We start from the raw sequence: 16645 nt of genomic DNA, 5'->3' as shown, positions 1-16645 counted from the left end.
ATGTGGGCCAAGCCTTTGCGCTGATTGAAGCCTTATGCATCCGTCAAGACCTGATCACTTCGGGCGCGGCGATCTTGGTCAGCCCCAAAAGCCCGGGCAAGGACGCAATCACGATACCCAACCCAAAAGCCACACTTGCCGCCAGCGCTTCGCCGGCGGACACCCCAACGGCCGGGAGGATGAGAACGGCAGCCCCTTCGCGCAGCCCCCAACCGCCAATCGTTAAAGGGATCAGCATGCTCAGCAGGACCAGCGGGATCAGAACCAATGCGCCCAACACAGGCAAGCTCACGCCCACCGCCTGCGCGCAAAAGGCAAAGGCCGCGATGTTGCACAATGCGGTGCCAAGGCTGAAGGCGATCTGACGCAAGCGCATCTCGGGCGCTGCGATCGCGCGCGCAAAGGGGATCCGGAAGGTGCGGTTGGCGGCGGCAGGCCAGAATTCCTGCCGCCACAGAAGGATCAACCCCAAGCCGCCTGCAACCAGAACCGCGACAACCGGGCCGTGAAGCCACACGGGCAGATCCAGCGCGCCCGGCCATGTCAACGTGAGCAACGCGGCTGCGGCAAAGACGACAAACAAGGCGATCTGCCCTGCGAGCCTTTCAAAGATCACGGCCTGAGCCGAGATGAGCAGCCCGGCCTGCGCGCGTGCCCGAACCGCGCGCCCGGCATCGCCCAGAACACCTCCGGGCAACGCCTGGTTAAAGAGTTGCGACAGATAATATTCGCGCAGCGCCGTGCGCCCGCTGAACCGAATACCCAAGGATGAAGCCGTCAGTCGCCAGCGCAGGGCGCAAAGCACCGTCTGCAAGGTCAGCGCGGCCAACGCAGCACTGGCCCAACGCAGGTCGATACCCAGCAACAGCTCTACCGCGTTCGCGCCATCCGCGACGCGCCACAACAGAAAAAGCAGGCCCGCCGCCAGCGTGGCCTTCAGACCTCTCAAAACCCAGGGCGACAGGATGCGCATCATCTTTCCACGCGTTGCTGGATGCCCGCGCTCGAAAACGTCCCGAGCACCAGATCGCGCATCTGGTTCATGGGCAAGGCGGGCGCGTCATCCGTTGGCAACATACCGGGTGCCAGACCCCAGTTTGCCATCGCTGCATTGACCAGATGAGACGGTCCGATCACATGGATCGGAACATCCGGCCGCTCGTCGAGCGCCACAAATCCGGCGCTTTGGTGATCACCGACAACCATGATCAGCGGCGGATCCTCGGCCAAAAGCTCTGCATAGGCGATGATCGTCTGCAAGGCATAGTCGACGGCCAGACGGTATTGCGCGCGGACCCTGTCACGGTCCCGCCAAACCTGCTTGGGCGTGTCGCCGCTAGAAGCCATTTCGTTGAATACCTGGCCATCGCCAATGCTGTCCCAGGCCACAAGCGTGGGCACGGGCACCCATGGCGCGTGGGATGATCCCGTCGCCACCTGGACGAACAACGGACGGTCGCGATCTGGGCGACGCAACAGCCGCTCCAGCGCATGAAAGGTGAACTGGTCGGGCATTGTCACCCAGTTGAAATTCTTGCCCTGATAGCCAAGGTCAGCCGCAGCCAGGATCGTCTCGAACCCCATCACGTCGCTTTCCGGCCAGTCCAGTGTGATTTGCGGCATCACGGCAGCGGTTTGAAACCCGGCATCTGACGCGAAATGGAACAATGTCTTGCGGTCAGAGGCCAGCACCGCGCGATATCGCGTTTCGCTGTCGATCCACAATCCGTTGGCAAAGGTGGCATGTGCCAGCCAGCTTTGTCCCCCCCGCGTCGGCGACGCCAGTACGCCCGAGGCCGTGGACAAGCCCAAGCTCTCCAGCTTTGTCTGTCCGTTGGCCAGCGTTGCGCGGTGAAGATCGGCATAAAGAGGTGTGTCAAGGCTAGTGCGCCCGTAACTTTCCAGGAAGATCAGGATCACATCCCGGTCAATAAGGTCGAGCAAACCAGCGGCATCCACAAAAGGGTCATTGGCCGCCGCGGCCTCGAACGCGCGTAGATCTTGCAACGTGGCGCCGGCCAGTTCCAACTTGCCGACGGCCAGCGCTGTGGCGCTGGCGCTGCCCGGAAGATCGAAGGGCAACGTCCATAGATCCATGCGCTTCCCTGCATCCGCGACAACCAGGGCACCGGAAATGCAGGCCGTCACGGCAAAGCCGGATCGCCAGGACACACGATCCGGCGCAGCCTGCGCCCAAACGCCGGTGGCCCACCAAAGCGCTCCGGCCAACCCGGCATAGGCCAAGCCCGCGGCCAGAAGCGCCAATACGGACCAGGCGGGGCCAATAGCCCCCGTGAGCAGTCGGATGCCTGCGTCGACCAAGGCCAGATCGCCGACCGGATTGATCCCGCGGTTGAGGGCGGTGAACATGGCATAATCGCCGGTTTTGAGCAGGCTCAACACCAGCAGCATGGCCGTGATTGTCAGCCGCAAAGGCACTGCCAGCGCCGTCCGACCAAAGGCGAGCAACAGCAGATAGATAACGGGCAATTCCAGCGCAAAACTTGATATCGCAGCCCATGAAATCCCGGTCGGGTGGTTTGGCTGGACCAGCACGAGATGCAGGATCAGCGCGGCACCGCCAAAGCGGAAAACCTGTTGCTGTACGGATGGAAGGGCGGTCGCGCCAATCCGGTTATCAGATTTGCTCTTGGCCGGCTGCCGCTTTGCCTGGCGCAGCAGCCAGATGGCATCAACCGCGAACGACCAAAGCAGCAGCACCGATGCTCCGATCGTGAGGGCGGGCAACAGCATCGGGGGTGTCAGGGGAAAGACCAACAGGATCAGCGCCCCCACCTGGACCGCGCAGATGGCCTTGCGCCGAAAGGAGGGGGGCAGCGCGCCGCGCAGCGCGGGCAGGACCGTTGAAGCCAGAACAAAGGCGTAGCGCGTGAACCCCAGGATCAGGATCTCCCAGCCAGCCGTTCCACTGGTCAGCAGCCACAGGCAAATCACCGAAGCCAGCGCCGCGTCGGTTTCCATGTCAAAACGGGCACCGAAATCCGAAACCAGCCCGACACGGCGCGCCAACCAGCCATCCACCCCGTCCAGAGCAAAGGCAAGCGTGGCCGCGCCCATCACAAGCCAGACGGAGGGGGCTTCGGTAAAGATCGCTCCGACAAGGAAACAGACCAGCGTCGCGCGAAGCAGCGTGACCAGATTGCACAATCCCAGGTCGGAATGGGGATAATCCCGCGCCATGCCGCGCAGCACAACCGCGCTCATCGCCAGATATGCGCCAAGCGGTGCCCAAACGTCACCAAGCAACAGGCTTGTGGCACCGACAAGCGCAACCCCCAGCGCGATCATCGCAACACCGAGCGCCGCGAGGGGCGCGTCGCCTCGGCCGGGCGGAATGTGACTTTCGATATCGCTTGGCAACATGTGGGATCAGCTTAAGACGTCGTAAGTATGTAGCGCGCTTTGCAAAAAGCACACCCGTGATATGCGGCATGTGACCGATACGCACGCATAAGTGTTCAGCGTATCCTCACGATAAGGCGACCACGCCAAAAAGCGGCAGATGATCGGATGCGGCCACCAGATCGGCACCCGTCAGCACTTGCGTTTCCGTCACCCGCCCCGGCGCGTCCGTCAGTATTCGGTCGAGCGGAAAGAGCGGACGGTGGCTTGGGAAAGTACGAGGATTGGGGCCTTCCAGCTTCGTTCCAACCACATGGCGGTTGAACATCGCTCCGCCCCATGGGCGCCATTCGTTAAAGTCACCCAAAAAGATTGTCTGCATCGCTGGTCTGCGGCGCAGATACTGGCCCAGGATGCGCATCTGCACGATCCGCAAGGCTTGCGAGAGCGATAGATGCGCCGAGCAAATGCGCACCGGGCGGTTCTCCAGCAGGGTTTCGACCGCGATTGCCCCACGATGGCAATGACCCGGCAGATCGATCACATCTGCGTGGAGCCGGGGGAGGCCGGGATGCAAAAACAGGATCGTCCCCAGAAATCCGTCGCTCTGTGGCCCCCAGCGTAAATCAGGCGTGTCATGCGCATAAGCCAATCCAGTGACCTCCGCTATGCTGTCGATATCCAGCAGGCGGGCATGCGGCCTGCACTCCGCGTCAGCCTCCTGCAAGGCCAGTACATGCGGGTGCAAAGGTGCAAGCCGTGTGGCAATGCACTGTTGGATCCGGGCGGGGTCAACGCGCCCATCCCGACCGCGGGTGCGATGGACATTCCAGGTGGCGCAGCGAAGTTTTTCTTTGAAAGTGGTCACTTTTTGCCGCGTTCGCCCTACCTGTTTGAGTGTAGAACTTAACCCGCCGGACCGTTTTGACGATCCGTCTTCTGCTGCGCGGCGCCGTATCACAGGCTGAAAGGAGTACCATGAAATCCATCATTGCTGCAGCGCTGCTGTCCGCATCGGCCCTCCCGGCCCAAGCAGAAATGGCGCGATATGACCTCGACCCCGAACACACCGTTGTCTATTTCACCGTCGATCATATCGGCTACGCGAAAACTCTCGGTGTGTTTACCGAGCTGGACGGCAGTTTCAGCTATGACGCCAACACCCAGGCCCTGCAGGACGTAGAGGTGACAATCTCTGCCGCCAGCGTGGAGACATTCAACGAGGCGCGGGACGATCATGTGCGGAACCAAGACTTTCTGCATGTCTCGCAATTTCCCGAAATCACGTTTGTTGCCAGCAGCGGCACACCGGAAAGCGCCACGAGCGGAACCGTCACCGGCAATCTGACAATTCTCGGGCAGACGCAACCCGTTACGCTGACGGTCACGCTCAACAAGACGGCGCCCTATCCATTTGGGCATCGACGCGAAGTTCTCGGGCTGTCGATGGAGACCTCTATCCAGCGCAGTGACTTCGGCATGACCTATGCGGTGGAGAATGGCCTGGTTGGCGATCTGGTAGAGATCAATGTCGAAACCGAAGCGATCCGCGCGGAGTAAACCTCGCAGCTCTCGCTGGGCAACACCGTATAAGCGCGGTTGCGCTCTGGTTGTTTGTGAGCCTCAGGAGAGCAGTTGCAGAGATGACTAGAAAGCAGGCACGGCACGCAAGAGCTGACGGGCATAGTCCGTTTCGGGTGCGTTGAAGAAGGCCGTTGTCTCTCCCCTCTCGACAATTTCACCCTGACGCATGACGACAACACGGTCGGCCATCTGCCGCACGACACCCAGATCGTGGGTGATCATCAGCAGGGTCAGGCCCAGATCGACCTTCAGCCGGTCCAGAAGCGTGAGGATCTGTGCCTGGATCGACACGTCCAGCGCGCTGGTCGGCTCGTCACAGATCACGATGCGCGGGTCCAGGATCAGGGCCCGCGCGATGGCCACGCGCTGGCGCTGGCCGCCGGACATCTGGTTGGGAAAGGCGTGGTAGAAGCGGGGGCCGAGGCCGGTCTGTTCCATCACCCGCCGCACCTTGGCGTCGCGTTCGGCACGTGTGCCGACCTGGTGCACGTCGAGCGGGCGGCGGATGATCTCGGAGACCGAGGCGCGCGGGTTAAGCGAACCGTAAGGGTCCTGAAACACGGGCTGCGCCAGTCGAGCGCGCGCCATGGGCGGGATGTCGGCCACGTCCGTGCCGTCGATGCGGATCTGGCCTCTGTCGCGTGCCTCAAGCCCCAGGATCAGGCGTGCGAGCGTCGATTTTCCCGAACCGCTCTCGCCCACGATTGCGAGTGTTTCGCCTTGTTTCAGAACGAGGGAGGCGTCCCTGACCGCCTGCACCTCGCGCCGGGGGCCGAAGATACCGCGCCGAAAGCTGTAGGTGCGCGAGACATGCGCGACCTCGATCAGCGCCGGGGTGTCGCCGGTCGGCGCGCGCTGCGGTGCTGCGCCGGGAATGCTGGCCAGCAGCCGCTTGGTGTAATCGTGGCGGGGATTGCGCAAAACCGCCTCGACCGGTCCGTCCTCGACCACCTCACCTTTCAGCATGACCATCACGCGGTCGACGTGATTGGCCACCACACCGAAATCATGCGTGATTAGGATCATCGCGATGCCGAGCCTTTCCCGCAGATCGCGCAGCAGGTCGAGGATTTGCGCCTGAATGGTGACATCGAGCGCGGTCGTGGGTTCATCGGCGATCAGGATGTCGGGCGCGTTCATCAGTGCCATCGCGATCATGATGCGCTGGCGTTGCCCACCCGAAAACTGGTGGGGGTACTGATTGAACCGTTCCTCCGGCTCGGGCAAGCCGACGGCGTGCAACAGTTCAAGCGCGCGGTCGCGCGCCGCCGCCCGGCTGCCGCCATGGAGGGTCATCGTTTCGATCAGCTGCCGCCCGATGGGGTAGACCGGGTTGAGCGAGGTCATCGGCTCCTGAAAGATCATGCCGATCCGCTTGCCCCGGATCTGCGCCGACATCTGGCGTTCGGACAGCGCGCGCAAGTCCGTTTCGCCCAGAGTAATCCGGCGTGCGGTCCAGTCGGCGCCCTGTGGCAAGAGCCCCATGAGGGCGAGCGCGGTCATCGACTTTCCCGATCCGCTTTCGCCGACGATGCCCAGCATCTCGCCGGCGGCGAGGGTCAGCGAGAGGTCCCGGACCGCCGTCAGCGTGCCGCCGGGAATGGGTAGGGTGACGGTCAGCTCGTCGATCTCGACCGCGGAGGGGCGGATGTCGCGATGCTCCATCAGCGCCGGGCCTCGGGGGCCGTGACGTCGCGCAGTCCGTCGCCCATCAGGTTCACCGCGATGACCAGCAGGAAGAGGGCCGCACCCGGGATGATCACCAGCCAGGGTTGGAAGAACATCGCGTTCTTGCCCTCGGCAATCATCAGGCCCCAGGACGGCGTCGGCGCCGGAACCCCGACGCCCAGGAAGCTGAGCGTCGCCTCGGCCAGGATGGCCTTGCCGAATTCGTAGGTCAGGATGACGATGATATGGGAGGCGACGTTGGGCAGGATGTCATGCCGGATGATCGAGGCATCGGACGCGCCAAGCGCGCGGGAGGCGGTGACGAATTCCAGCTCGCGCACCCGCATGGTGGCGGCACGGGTCACCACCAGGAACATGTTCCAGTGCAACACGCCGATCACGCAGATCACCACCAGCGTGGACGGCCCGATGAGGAAGACCAGCGCCATGCCCAGAAGGATCGTGGGCATCGCAAGCTGGCAGGAGAGCAGGAAGCTGACGGCCTGATCGACACGGCCGCCGAAATAGCCGCCCGTGACGCCCAGAAAGACGCCGATCACGCAGCCGATGATGGACGCACCAAAGCCGACGATGACCGAGATTTGCGTGCCGTAGAGCAGCCGGGACAGGTAGTCCCTGCCCAGATGGTCGGTGCCGAAGGGGTGATCCCAACTCCCGCCGGCCCAGACCGGATAGGCGAGCCGGTTCGACAGATCCTGCTGCGCGTAATCGTAGGGCGCCAGTAACGGGGCGAAGAGGGCCAGCACGACGAAGGCTCCCACGACAATCCCGCCGAACACCGCGCCCTTGTGCTGACGCAAGCGGCGAAGGGTCGCGCGTAGAGGCGGCTCGCCCTCAAGCGTGAGATCGGGATCCGCGATGGCCATCAGCCTAGCCTCATCCGCGGGTCGATCCAGGCATTCAGCAGATCGGCGGCGAGGTTCGCCATCACAAAGAACATCGCGAAGAGAAACAGAAGCATCTGCACCGTGGGCACGTCACCGGCCAGGATGCTTTCCACGGCAAGCCGTCCGATACCGTTGATAGCAAAGACAGTCTCAGTCACGATGGCACCACCCAGCTTGTCGCCGAATTGCACCGCCAGCACACTGACCACCGGCAGCAGCGCGTTGCGCATGGCATGACGCCTGAGCAGGCCGATGCCGCGATATCCCTTGGCGCGCGCGGTGCGGATATAGTCCGACCCCATTACTTCAAGCAGGCCGGTGCGGGTCAGACGCATGACGGACGGAACCGACGACAGGCCCAGCACCACCGCCGGCAGGATGAAATGCCAGATCGTGTCGTTGCCGGAGACCGGGAAGATCGGCCAGATCACTGCAAGCAGAAGGATCGCCATCATGCCCAGCCAGAAATTCGGGATGGCCTGTGCAGCCACGGCCAGCGACAGGGCGGCCCGGTCGACCAGTGAATTGGGGCGCAAGGCGGCGGCCACACCCAAGGGGATTGCGACCAGGATGGTGACGCTGAAAGACAGCCCTGCCAGAATGAGTGTGACCGGGAAATGGCGGGCCACCAGTTCGAACACCGGCGTGCGCCAATAGACGCTTTGCCCGAAGTCCCCCTGCAACACGCCGCCCAGCCACGCCAAGTAGCGCACAGCCAATGGGCGGTCGAAGCCGTATTGGCGGCGGATCTCGGCAATCTCCTCGCTCGTGGCCTCCTCCCCGGCGATGACGACCGCCGGGTCGGCTGCGACGTTCAGCAGGACAAACGCCAGGAGGCTGATGGTGAAGCCGACGGCGAGGGCCAGGCCAAACCGCTTGAGCGCGTAGGTGAGCATCTGTCCCGCCCGGCCCTAGCTGTCGTTCTTCCAGCGCGCCATGAAGAGACGGGGCATGCCGTCTTCGGGCTGGACATATTCCAGGTCGTTCGAGAGCAGGAAATTCTGCGTGTATTTGAAGACCGGAACCCAATAGGCCTGCTCGGTGATTGTCTGGATCGCCTCGCGGAACCGTTCGGCGCGCAAATCCATGTCGAAGGTCGCGTTGGTCGAGGCCACGAGGTCCGAGAGCGCCTGATCGCCTGTATAGACCCGCTCCTGATCCAGAACGAAGCGATCCGGCATGATGGCACCCGCATCGGGGATCGAGAAGGAGCCGGAGGACCCGTAGAAGGCCATCAGCTCACCCGCGTTTCGCGGACCGGCCACGTTGCGGACATAGTCGAGCCGGGCATTCAGCCCGATTTCGGACCAGTACCCCACCAGCGCCTCCATCACCTCACGGTCACGGGAGGCGGTCAGCGTGAGGTCGAAGCCGTCGGCAAAGCCCGCCTCCGCCAGCAAAGCGCGGGCCTTTTCGGGATCGTATTCGTACCGAACCGCCACGCTTTCGTCGCATCCGAACTGGATCGGCTGGCAGGGTGTCCAGAGCGGGGCAGCCGTACCGCGCACGATGTTGTCGACGATGGCATTGCGGTCGATAGCGTGGTTCAGCGCCTGCCGCACCCGCAGATCCGTCATTGGACCCTCCGCATCGGACCTGCCTGCCGCGTCCAGAGCCACGTATCCAACCCGCATCGACGGGCCCGCCACGAATTGGGCGCGGCCCGTGCGTCCGACATTTTCGGCAATATCCGTGGGCACGTTGAAGGCCCAATGCACGCCGCCCGCCATAAGCTCGGCCGCCTGGGTCGAGAAGTCGCCGATGATGCGGATGGTGATGTCGTCCATCGAGGCGACGGCCTTGGGGCTGTCCGTCCGGTAGCCCTCGTAGCGTTCCAGCACGACGCGCTGGCCCGGCAGGTATTCGACCACGCGGTAGGGGCCTGAACCCAGCTTGAGCTCCTGCTGGGCGTTGGGCGTCATCACGCCGTCGACGAGATAGGAATCCTTTTTGCGGATCTTGGTGTAGTAAGCCAGATCGTAGAACACCATCGCATAGGGATATTTCATGTTGAAACGGACGGTGGTCTCGTCGATGGCCTCTACGCTGTCGAGCCAACGCCCGATGCGCGCGCGGAACCGGGTCTCGGCGGCCTCGTCCACGATGTGATTGAAGGAGTAGACCACATCCTCAGCCGTCATGGGCGATCCGTCATGGAAGGTCACGTCATCGCGCAGGGTGATGTCCAGCGTGGTGTCGTCGACGAATTCATGACTGGCCGCGGCCAGCGGCACGGCCTCCTGCGTTTCGGGATCGACGTAATAGAGCGCATCGTCGATCAAGAGGCCCAGAATGTCGTTCTCGCGGCGCGTATTGTAGAGCCCGTCGGTGGTTTTCACCTCGCGCGGGAATGCCGCGACAAAGGGTTTCGAGGACGTGTCGGCGAGGGCAGGCATGGCGCAAGCGAGGCCCAGAACCAGACCCAAGGCGGCAGTTCTTCCGTGCATTGTAGCGGTCCCTGTTGATGGCTTTTGGTTGCATCCCAGCAAATCCGCCCACCGGCCCGCTTGTCCAATACCGTTGCCGCGCAGAGTTATGCCTTTTTTGCATCGGCCTCTCCCTTCCGTTAAAACGAGGGCGGGGCGACAAGGGCCGCATTGGGTCACTAAGGCGAATTTTTCGATGGAACTGAAATGGCTTGAGGATTTTGCGGCCTTGGTACGCACCGGCAGTTTCAGCCGCGCCGCCGAAGAGCGGAACGTCACCCAGCCCGCCTATTCCCGCCGCATCCGGGCGCTGGAATACTGGCTGGGTGTGACACTTTTTGACCGGTCGTCCTTTCCCGTGCAGCTCACCCGCGCGGGAGAAGAGTTTTTGCCCCGCGCCCAGGCCCTGATCACGGACATCAATATCTCACGTCAGGATCTGCGCCTGATGCACGCGCAGGATCAGACCTCGGTGCGGATTGTGACGTTGCATACGCTGGCCATCAGCTATCTGCCGCGCGTCGCGCGCCTTTTTGCCCGGCAGAATCCACAGGCCTCCTTATCGATCCTGCCGTCGATCCAGGGGATTGAGGAGTATTTCGACGCACTTTTGACCGGCGTGGCCGATATCATGCTGACCTATGAGACCGGAGCCACCGTCCTAGATGGCGCGGCGCTGGATCAGCTTGCGGTCAAGCATCTGGGCGATGACCGGATGCTGCCGGTCTGCTCTCCGTCCCTGCGCGCGGCGCTGCCGGACGATTGGCTGTCTGGCGACACGCCGGTGCCTTATCTCAGCTACACCAGCTTTTCGTTCTCCGACCGCGTTGTGGGGGAGGTCGCGACGGGACTGGGAGCGAAACTACAGAAGGTATTTGAAAGCCCGCTCAGCGAAAGCCTGCGCCGCGTGGCGCTTGACGGCACGGGCGTGGCGTGGCTGCCCGAACGGCTCGCCAGCGCCGATCTGAGGTCCGGCGCTCTGATCGCGTTGGAGGGGGACAGCCTTGCGCCCGCCGTCTCGGTCTCTGCCTACAAGCTGAAATCTCCGCGCGGGGACCTTGTCGAACGCGCGTGGGAAGTGTTCGACACCCTCTGAGCCTTTGGCTTATGCCGGAGCGGTCTCTCGGGGTTTGCTAAGCCCCGCGGAGGGTTTCAGAGCGCCTACCACATGCCCACGCGAATCCCTGACCTGCGGTTCGATCCAGTGCTGCAGATCAGCGACGGCACGCTTGTCCATCACGCCCAGCCCCTGCAGGATCGCCAGCAAAGCTGGCACCCGTGCGCGTGAATTGCCATCAGCGACCTTGATGGCAACACCCAGCCCGTCCTCGGGCAGGAAGGCCAGCAGGAACGCCTCTGCCCCGACCTTGAACGTCACCCGGCCGCGTGTCGCCTTGGTCACCGCAACCATGGCGTGGTCGCTGCCGGAGGTATATTCGGGACAGGCCCTCATCGCGTCCACGACGCGGCGCATTGCGGGGCCGTGCGGACCCTTGGCCGCCGACATCAGCGCACCGATGCGCGCCGCGTCGGCGAGGCTCAACGCCGGGGTCGGCAGCGTGCAGCCATCGATGCCCCACCCCGTCACCCGTGTGCCCAGATCGTTCAGCAATCCGGCATAGGCTTGTTGCGTGGGATGTTCCATTTGGTCATAGCCCATCGGGTCGTGCCCGCAATGACGGCAGACCGACAGGAATCCCGCATGTTTGCCGGAACAATTGTGATGGAGCGAGGAAGGCGCCTCCCCCCGCGCAATCATAGCGTGCTGGGTCGTCAGATGCTTTGGATATTCCGGGCCGCAAGCGAGATCGCCGATGGCGAAACCCGTCTGCTTGAGCCAAGCCCCAGCCAGCCTGGTGTGATGCACCTCTCCCCGGTGCGACGCGCAGGCCAGCGCCAGATGGCGTTCAGTCAGCCCAAAGGCATCGGCGGCGCCGGTTTCGACGAGGGGCAGAGCCTGAAAGGGCTTCATCGAGGATCGCGGATAGGTCACCAGGTCCACGTCCCCCCAACCGGCGATCACCTCGCCCCGCGCATTGGAGACGGCGGCAATGCCCCAATGGCGGCTTTCCAGCACATCACCGCGCCAGACATCGGCCAACCGGGTAAAACGCTGCATGCCTGTCCCTTTTTCTGCATTCCGTTCAATCATATCCGCCGGAGCCTAGTCCCAACCTTCTGCGAAGGCGAAAAAAGATATCGCCTTTGCTTATGCCGAAACGGCATGGGGCGCGGGCTTTCCTGCGCTGCCGGTCTGCGTATCCTTCCCGTATGACCCTAGATCAGCCCACCCCGCCCGTTGATCCGGAATGGCGCACGCGCTTTCCCGCTGCGACCGAACAGGTTTATCTCAACATCGGCTCGCGCGGCGTGATCTCGAACGCGGCCAAGGCTGCGGCTGACCGGATGATCGAAGGGCATTGGCGCGCCGACATGTCGAAGGGGGAGCGGCTGCCCCTACGGGACGGCTGCCGCGAGAAGTTCGCCCGTCTGCTGCACGCGGCGGGGCCGCATGAAGTGGCCATCGTCAAGAATGTCAGCGAGGGGATCAACCACATCGCCACATCGCTGGACTGGCAGCCCGGCGACAATGTGGTGCTGACCACCGAGTTGGAGCATGGCAACAACATCTATGCCTGGATGGCCCTGCGCGCCCGCGGTGTCGAAGTGCGCGAGATTGCGCCCGTGAACGGCCATATCGACCCCGACGCGATGGCAGCCGCGATGGACGCCCGGACCCGGCTGGTCACCGCCGCCTCGGTCAGTTTCACGCCGGGCTTTCGCACGGACCTGGCCGCCATCGGTGCGGCGGCGCGGCGGCACGGGGCATTCTTTCTGATCGACGCGGTGCAAAGCTGCGGCCTGCTTGACCTTGATGTCGACGCGGTCATGGCCGACGGTGTTGCCACTTCGACCTCGAAGGGGCTGCTTGGCCTGATGGGACTTGGGTTTCTTTATGTCCGGTCAGAGTGGCTGGACCGACTGCACCCGGCCTTTGTCGCGCGGCATTCGGTACAGACAGAAGGGCATGAAAGCGAATATGAGGGCGCCGATTTCGCCTATGCGCCGGATGCAACACGCTTTGAGATCGGGAACTACAACTGGACCGGTATCGCCGTGGCCGACACCGCTTTGGGAGAGCTGCTGGAGATTGGCGTGGTCAATGTCGAGCGGCACGCGCTGATGCTGGCCGATATGCTGCGGAAGGGTCTGGCCGAGCTGGACCTGGTCGTCTCGACCGCAGAGGTTCCGCAGCTCCGGTCGCATCTCGTCACTGTCGGTGAGATGGGCCGTGGCGACACCTATGTCACCGGGGACGCGCGTCTGAACCGGATCGCTCGCGCGCTGGAGGCGGAGGACGTGCGTTTTTCGATCAGGCGGGGCATGCTGCGCTTTGGCTTCCATCTTTATAATGATGCCACGGATGTCACACGAACCCTCGATATCGCGCGCGACGCATGACCTTTGACACATTTGAAACCCCGGCCTTGATCCTGGACACTAACCGCCTGCGCGCCAATGCGGCGCGGATGCTGGACCATTGCGCGGCCCATGGCGTGACCTTGCGCCCGCATCTCAAGACCGCCAAATCCGTGGATGTGGCCCGCATCGCCACGGGCGGGCGCTTGGACACGGTCACCGTGTCCACCCTTCAGGAGGCCGAGCATTTCGCCCGCGCTGGGTTTGATGACATCCTCTATGCCGTGGGTATCACCCCCAACAAGTTCCCCCGCCTGCGCCGGATCGCCGAGGAGACCGGGCGCACCATCCGCCTGACCCTCGATTCCGTCGAAATGGCTCGCGCCCTGCGCGCCTCCGGCCTCGAAAACCCTGTCCTGATCGAGCTTGATTGCGGCGAACATCGCGGCGGGCTGCCGGTCGATACTCCCATGCTCCTTGAGATTGCAGAAGCGCTGGGGCCTCTATGCACAGGTGTGATGACGCATGCCGGGCATTCCTACGCCACCGACGATTTGACTGACGTGGCGCGAACCGCGGGCGTCGAGACCGAAACCGCCCGCGCCGCCGCGCAGAAACTGCGAGAGGCCGGTTTTGACGCCCCGGTCATCTCGATCGGATCCACACCGACCGTGTTGCATGCACCCGATCTGACTGGTGTGACGGAGGTGCGCGCCGGCATCTACCTGTTCTGCGATCTCTCGCAATTTGGCCGAAATATCTGCCGTCTGGAGGATATCGCACTCACCGTGCTGTCGACGGTCATCGGGCACAATCGCGCGGCGGGCGTTCTGACAATCGACGCGGGCGCATTGGCCATGTCCAAGGATATCGGCGCGAACACCTATCTGCCCGAGGCGAAATACGGCTGGCTTTGCAATCCCGAGACGATGACCCCTTTGGATCTGGCAATCGACACGGTGCATCAGGAGCATGGCACGGTCACAGTCTCGGACCCTGCCCTATATGACCGGCTGCCTATCGGAAGCCTCGTCCGGGTCATTCCCGGCCATGCCTGCCTTACTGCGGCTGGGGGCTATGGCGGCTATCATGTGACGAATGGCGAATGGTGGCCCCGCATCGACGGATGGAGTTGATCCGCAGAGCGCATCGATCTGCTCCTGGCGATAGATCCGGCTGGCATGGCCAAGCGCTTTCTCGCTTCGAAATGGCAAAGCTGTCGGATCAAGTGTCAAACCAACTGGCGAACATGACAACCGCCACGGCCTTGGCATCTCCATGACTTGATCTGCGTTCTCGCAATTCATATCCGAGAAAAAACAAACCCTTCGCCCGGCAGCAAAGGACGTTTGGTTCCCTCAAAGCCCTGCAACAAAGTGTCGGCTTTGCCCGGTTCCGTCAGTCAGGCGCCAATCTGCCAACCAAGCCGCCCGGTTTTCCGAAATGTCTCGCAAACAAAGCACGCGGCGGCCCGCCACGAATGGGTACCGCGTCGGGCATTTTCTACCGTGGCTCAGCCGCCTTCAACAGCTTGGACAAAGCGGCGTTCAGTTGGGCGATTTCCTTTTCCGATAAGGCGACAAGAAGGGAGCTTTGCGTTTCCACGTGATCGGCAAGCGCCACATCGATCAAGTCCCGCCCCTTGTCGGTCAGTCCGACCACGGCGCGGCGCGCATCCTGGGTGTCAGTTCGTCGCGTGACGAAGCCTGCCTTGGCAAGCTGATCAATCCGGTTTGTCATCGTACCGGATGTAATCATCATCGAGGACATCAACTCACCGGGCGACAGAGCATGTGGCGGAGGAGATCGGCGCAGGGTCGCAAGAACGTCGAAACCGGCGGCGTTCAACCCGTTACGGGCGAACGTCTCTCCCATTTGTCGCGTGAAGTGATGAGAAACCCGCGAAAGACGACCGACCGGTCCCATCGCAGAGGTGTCGAGGTCAGGCCGTGCGGTGGCCCATTGCTGCAGAATTCGGTCGACGGCATCCATGATGTCGACGCTACGCCCACCATTATCTTGACGTCAAGACAAATGGGTTTATCTTGACGTCAAGATAATAAAGTGGAGCCACGGATGCCCCGAATTTTCAACGTTTTCCTGACTGCGCTTGCGCCGACTGTCTGGGGCAGCACTTACATTGTGACGACGGAGCTTTTGCCGGACGGTTATCCGATCACGGCCGCGATGCTTCGGGCGCTGCCGGCTGGTCTTTTGCTGTTTTTGCTTGTCCGCACACTGCCAAAGGGACGGTGGATTGCCCGCGCGTTCGTTCTGGGTGCGCTTAACTTTTCTGTGTTCTGGTGGCTCTTGTTCGTATCGGCCTATCGTTTGCCCGGCGGGGTTGCGGCGACCATCGGTGCCGTCCAGCCCCTGATCGTCCTGGTTCTGGCGCAGCAGATGATGGGCCAGGCGATCACAAGAACCGGACTGATCGCCGGTATTGTCGGCGTGATCGGCGTTGGTCTTCTCGTCCTGACACCCGACGCAACGCTGGATAGCGTGGGCATCATCGCTGCCTTGGGTGGGGCAGCCTCCATGGCGCTTGGCACGGTGCTGACAAAGACCTGGCAACCTCCGGTATCGCCGCTGACATTTACCGCGTGGCAATTGACTGCGGGGGGCATCCTGCTGTTGCCCATGGCGCTTTTGTTGGAGCCACCGCTCCCGCCGCTTTCGGCGCCAAATATCGTGGGCTTTGTCTATCTTGGCCTTGTCGGCGGCGCGATCACCTACATCCTGTGGTTTCGGGGGATCGCAGTGCTCGGCCCCTCGGCCGTCTCTCCTCTCGGACGGCTGAGCCCTGTCGCGGCCGCCCTGCTTGGCTGGGTTATCCTGAACCAGGCGCTGAGCCCGCTGCAGCTTTTTGGAATGGCCCTTGCGCTGGCAAGCGCGTGGTTCGGGCAGACGTCTCAACGAACGCCCCCTGCACCCGCCCGGTCAGCGCAGCGGGCTTAGGCTTGGGCGCTGTTGATCCTTGGTGCGCCTGTCAGAGCGAGTCCAGGGCGCAAAGCCATCGTGGCACCTTTTCCATTCGGGGGCAGCTATATTACCTCTGCATCCCGTCGAGTTTGATAGCGATGCATCTGCTGCAATGCGTTCTTATGCCCAGGACGTTGCACGCGTTCTGAGTCAGTAACCGTTCTGCCATACCTGAAAGGCCATGCAGGGTCACATCTCACCCCGCTGCGCAATCGCCCTCGCCAAAGGATCAGTTGCTGTGCTTAGGCGGCGTGACACAGCAGCCCGATCAGAGTTGCGAGCGATGGCGCGTGG

At 62.8% G+C, this 16645-nt stretch carries 14 protein-coding genes; 5 read left to right on the top strand and 9 right to left on the bottom strand.

Annotated elements, in window-relative coordinates; translation table 11 throughout:
• Positions 1-43 precede the first annotated feature (43 nt).
• The 3 genes from CFI11_RS04810 to CFI11_RS04800 form a co-directional block, all read right to left on the bottom strand.
• Entirely contained in the window at positions 44-976 is a 933-nt protein-coding gene (locus CFI11_RS04810) for a lysylphosphatidylglycerol synthase transmembrane domain-containing protein (protein ID WP_130403584.1), read from the bottom strand.
• Positions 973-3384 (bottom strand): CDP-alcohol phosphatidyltransferase family protein, encoded by a 2412-nt coding sequence (locus tag CFI11_RS04805; protein ID WP_130403582.1) that lies wholly within the window; start codon positions 3382-3384, stop codon positions 973-975. Before CFI11_RS04805 ends, CFI11_RS04810 begins: the two co-directional genes overlap by 4 nt.
• Before the next feature lie 106 nt (positions 3385-3490).
• On the bottom strand, positions 3491-4231 hold the full coding sequence (locus tag CFI11_RS04800) for an endonuclease/exonuclease/phosphatase family protein (protein ID WP_130403580.1): 741 nt from the start codon (positions 4229-4231) through the stop codon (positions 3491-3493).
• 110 nt (positions 4232-4341) lie between these two features.
• On the opposite strand from CFI11_RS04800, the gene CFI11_RS04795 reads away from it, so the two are divergent.
• Positions 4342-4923, top strand: a complete 582-nt coding sequence (locus CFI11_RS04795; RefSeq protein WP_130403578.1) for a YceI family protein — start codon at positions 4342-4344, stop codon at positions 4921-4923.
• A gap of 87 nt (positions 4924-5010) precedes the next feature.
• On the opposite strand, the gene CFI11_RS04790 is transcribed toward CFI11_RS04795, so the two are convergent.
• The 4 genes from CFI11_RS04790 to CFI11_RS04775 are packed head-to-tail and all read right to left on the bottom strand — an operon-like array spanning position 5011 to position 9970.
• Positions 5011-6612: an ABC transporter ATP-binding protein gene (locus CFI11_RS04790; protein WP_130403576.1), complete on the bottom strand. Its 1602-nt coding sequence runs from the start codon at positions 6610-6612 to the stop codon at positions 5011-5013.
• Positions 6612-7502: an ABC transporter permease gene (locus CFI11_RS04785; RefSeq protein ID WP_130403574.1), complete on the bottom strand. Its 891-nt coding sequence runs from the start codon at positions 7500-7502 to the stop codon at positions 6612-6614. Before CFI11_RS04785 ends, CFI11_RS04790 begins: the two co-directional genes overlap by 1 nt.
• Entirely contained in the window at positions 7502-8419 is a 918-nt protein-coding gene (locus tag CFI11_RS04780; RefSeq protein WP_130403572.1) for an ABC transporter permease, read from the bottom strand. Before CFI11_RS04780 ends, CFI11_RS04785 begins: the two co-directional genes overlap by 1 nt.
• Before the next feature lie 15 nt (positions 8420-8434).
• Positions 8435-9970: an ABC transporter substrate-binding protein gene (locus tag CFI11_RS04775; RefSeq protein ID WP_130403570.1), complete on the bottom strand. Its 1536-nt coding sequence runs from the start codon at positions 9968-9970 to the stop codon at positions 8435-8437.
• Positions 9971-10145: 175 nt separating this feature from the next.
• On the opposite strand from CFI11_RS04775, the gene CFI11_RS04770 reads away from it, so the two are divergent.
• Complete coding sequence (locus CFI11_RS04770; protein ID WP_165390187.1) at positions 10146-11045, top strand: LysR family transcriptional regulator; 900 nt, start codon at positions 10146-10148, stop codon at positions 11043-11045.
• Between the two features lie 9 nt (positions 11046-11054).
• On the opposite strand, the gene CFI11_RS04765 is transcribed toward CFI11_RS04770, so the two are convergent.
• Positions 11055-12068 carry an asparaginase gene (locus CFI11_RS04765; protein WP_165390186.1) on the bottom strand — a complete coding sequence of 338 codons (1014 nt, stop codon included), beginning with the start codon at positions 12066-12068 and terminating at the stop codon, positions 11055-11057.
• 152 nt (positions 12069-12220) lie between these two features.
• Between CFI11_RS04765 and CFI11_RS04760 the strand changes: the two genes are divergently transcribed.
• Positions 12221-13411 carry an aminotransferase class V-fold PLP-dependent enzyme gene (locus CFI11_RS04760; RefSeq protein ID WP_165390185.1) on the top strand — a complete coding sequence of 397 codons (1191 nt, stop codon included), beginning with the start codon at positions 12221-12223 and terminating at the stop codon, positions 13409-13411.
• Positions 13408-14505 carry an alanine racemase gene (locus tag CFI11_RS04755; RefSeq protein ID WP_130403562.1) on the top strand — a complete coding sequence of 366 codons (1098 nt, stop codon included), beginning with the start codon at positions 13408-13410 and terminating at the stop codon, positions 14503-14505. Before CFI11_RS04760 ends, CFI11_RS04755 begins: the two co-directional genes overlap by 4 nt.
• A gap of 367 nt (positions 14506-14872) precedes the next feature.
• Here the strand turns inward: CFI11_RS04755 and CFI11_RS04750 are convergent, their stop codons facing one another.
• Entirely contained in the window at positions 14873-15361 is a 489-nt protein-coding gene (locus CFI11_RS04750) for a MarR family winged helix-turn-helix transcriptional regulator (protein ID WP_130403560.1), read from the bottom strand.
• Positions 15362-15445: 84 nt separating this feature from the next.
• Here CFI11_RS04750 and CFI11_RS04745 point away from each other — a divergent pair, with 84 nt between their 5' ends.
• Positions 15446-16327 (top strand): EamA family transporter, encoded by an 882-nt coding sequence (locus CFI11_RS04745; RefSeq protein ID WP_130403558.1) that lies wholly within the window; start codon positions 15446-15448, stop codon positions 16325-16327.
• Positions 16328-16645: the final 318 nt, after the last annotated feature.

It is taken from the genome of Thalassococcus sp. S3 (assembly GCF_004216475.1).
Classification (GTDB): Bacteria; Pseudomonadota; Alphaproteobacteria; order Rhodobacterales; family Rhodobacteraceae.
Note: the sequence above shows the minus strand (reverse complement) of the source record. Positions and strands in the feature narration are given on the sequence as shown.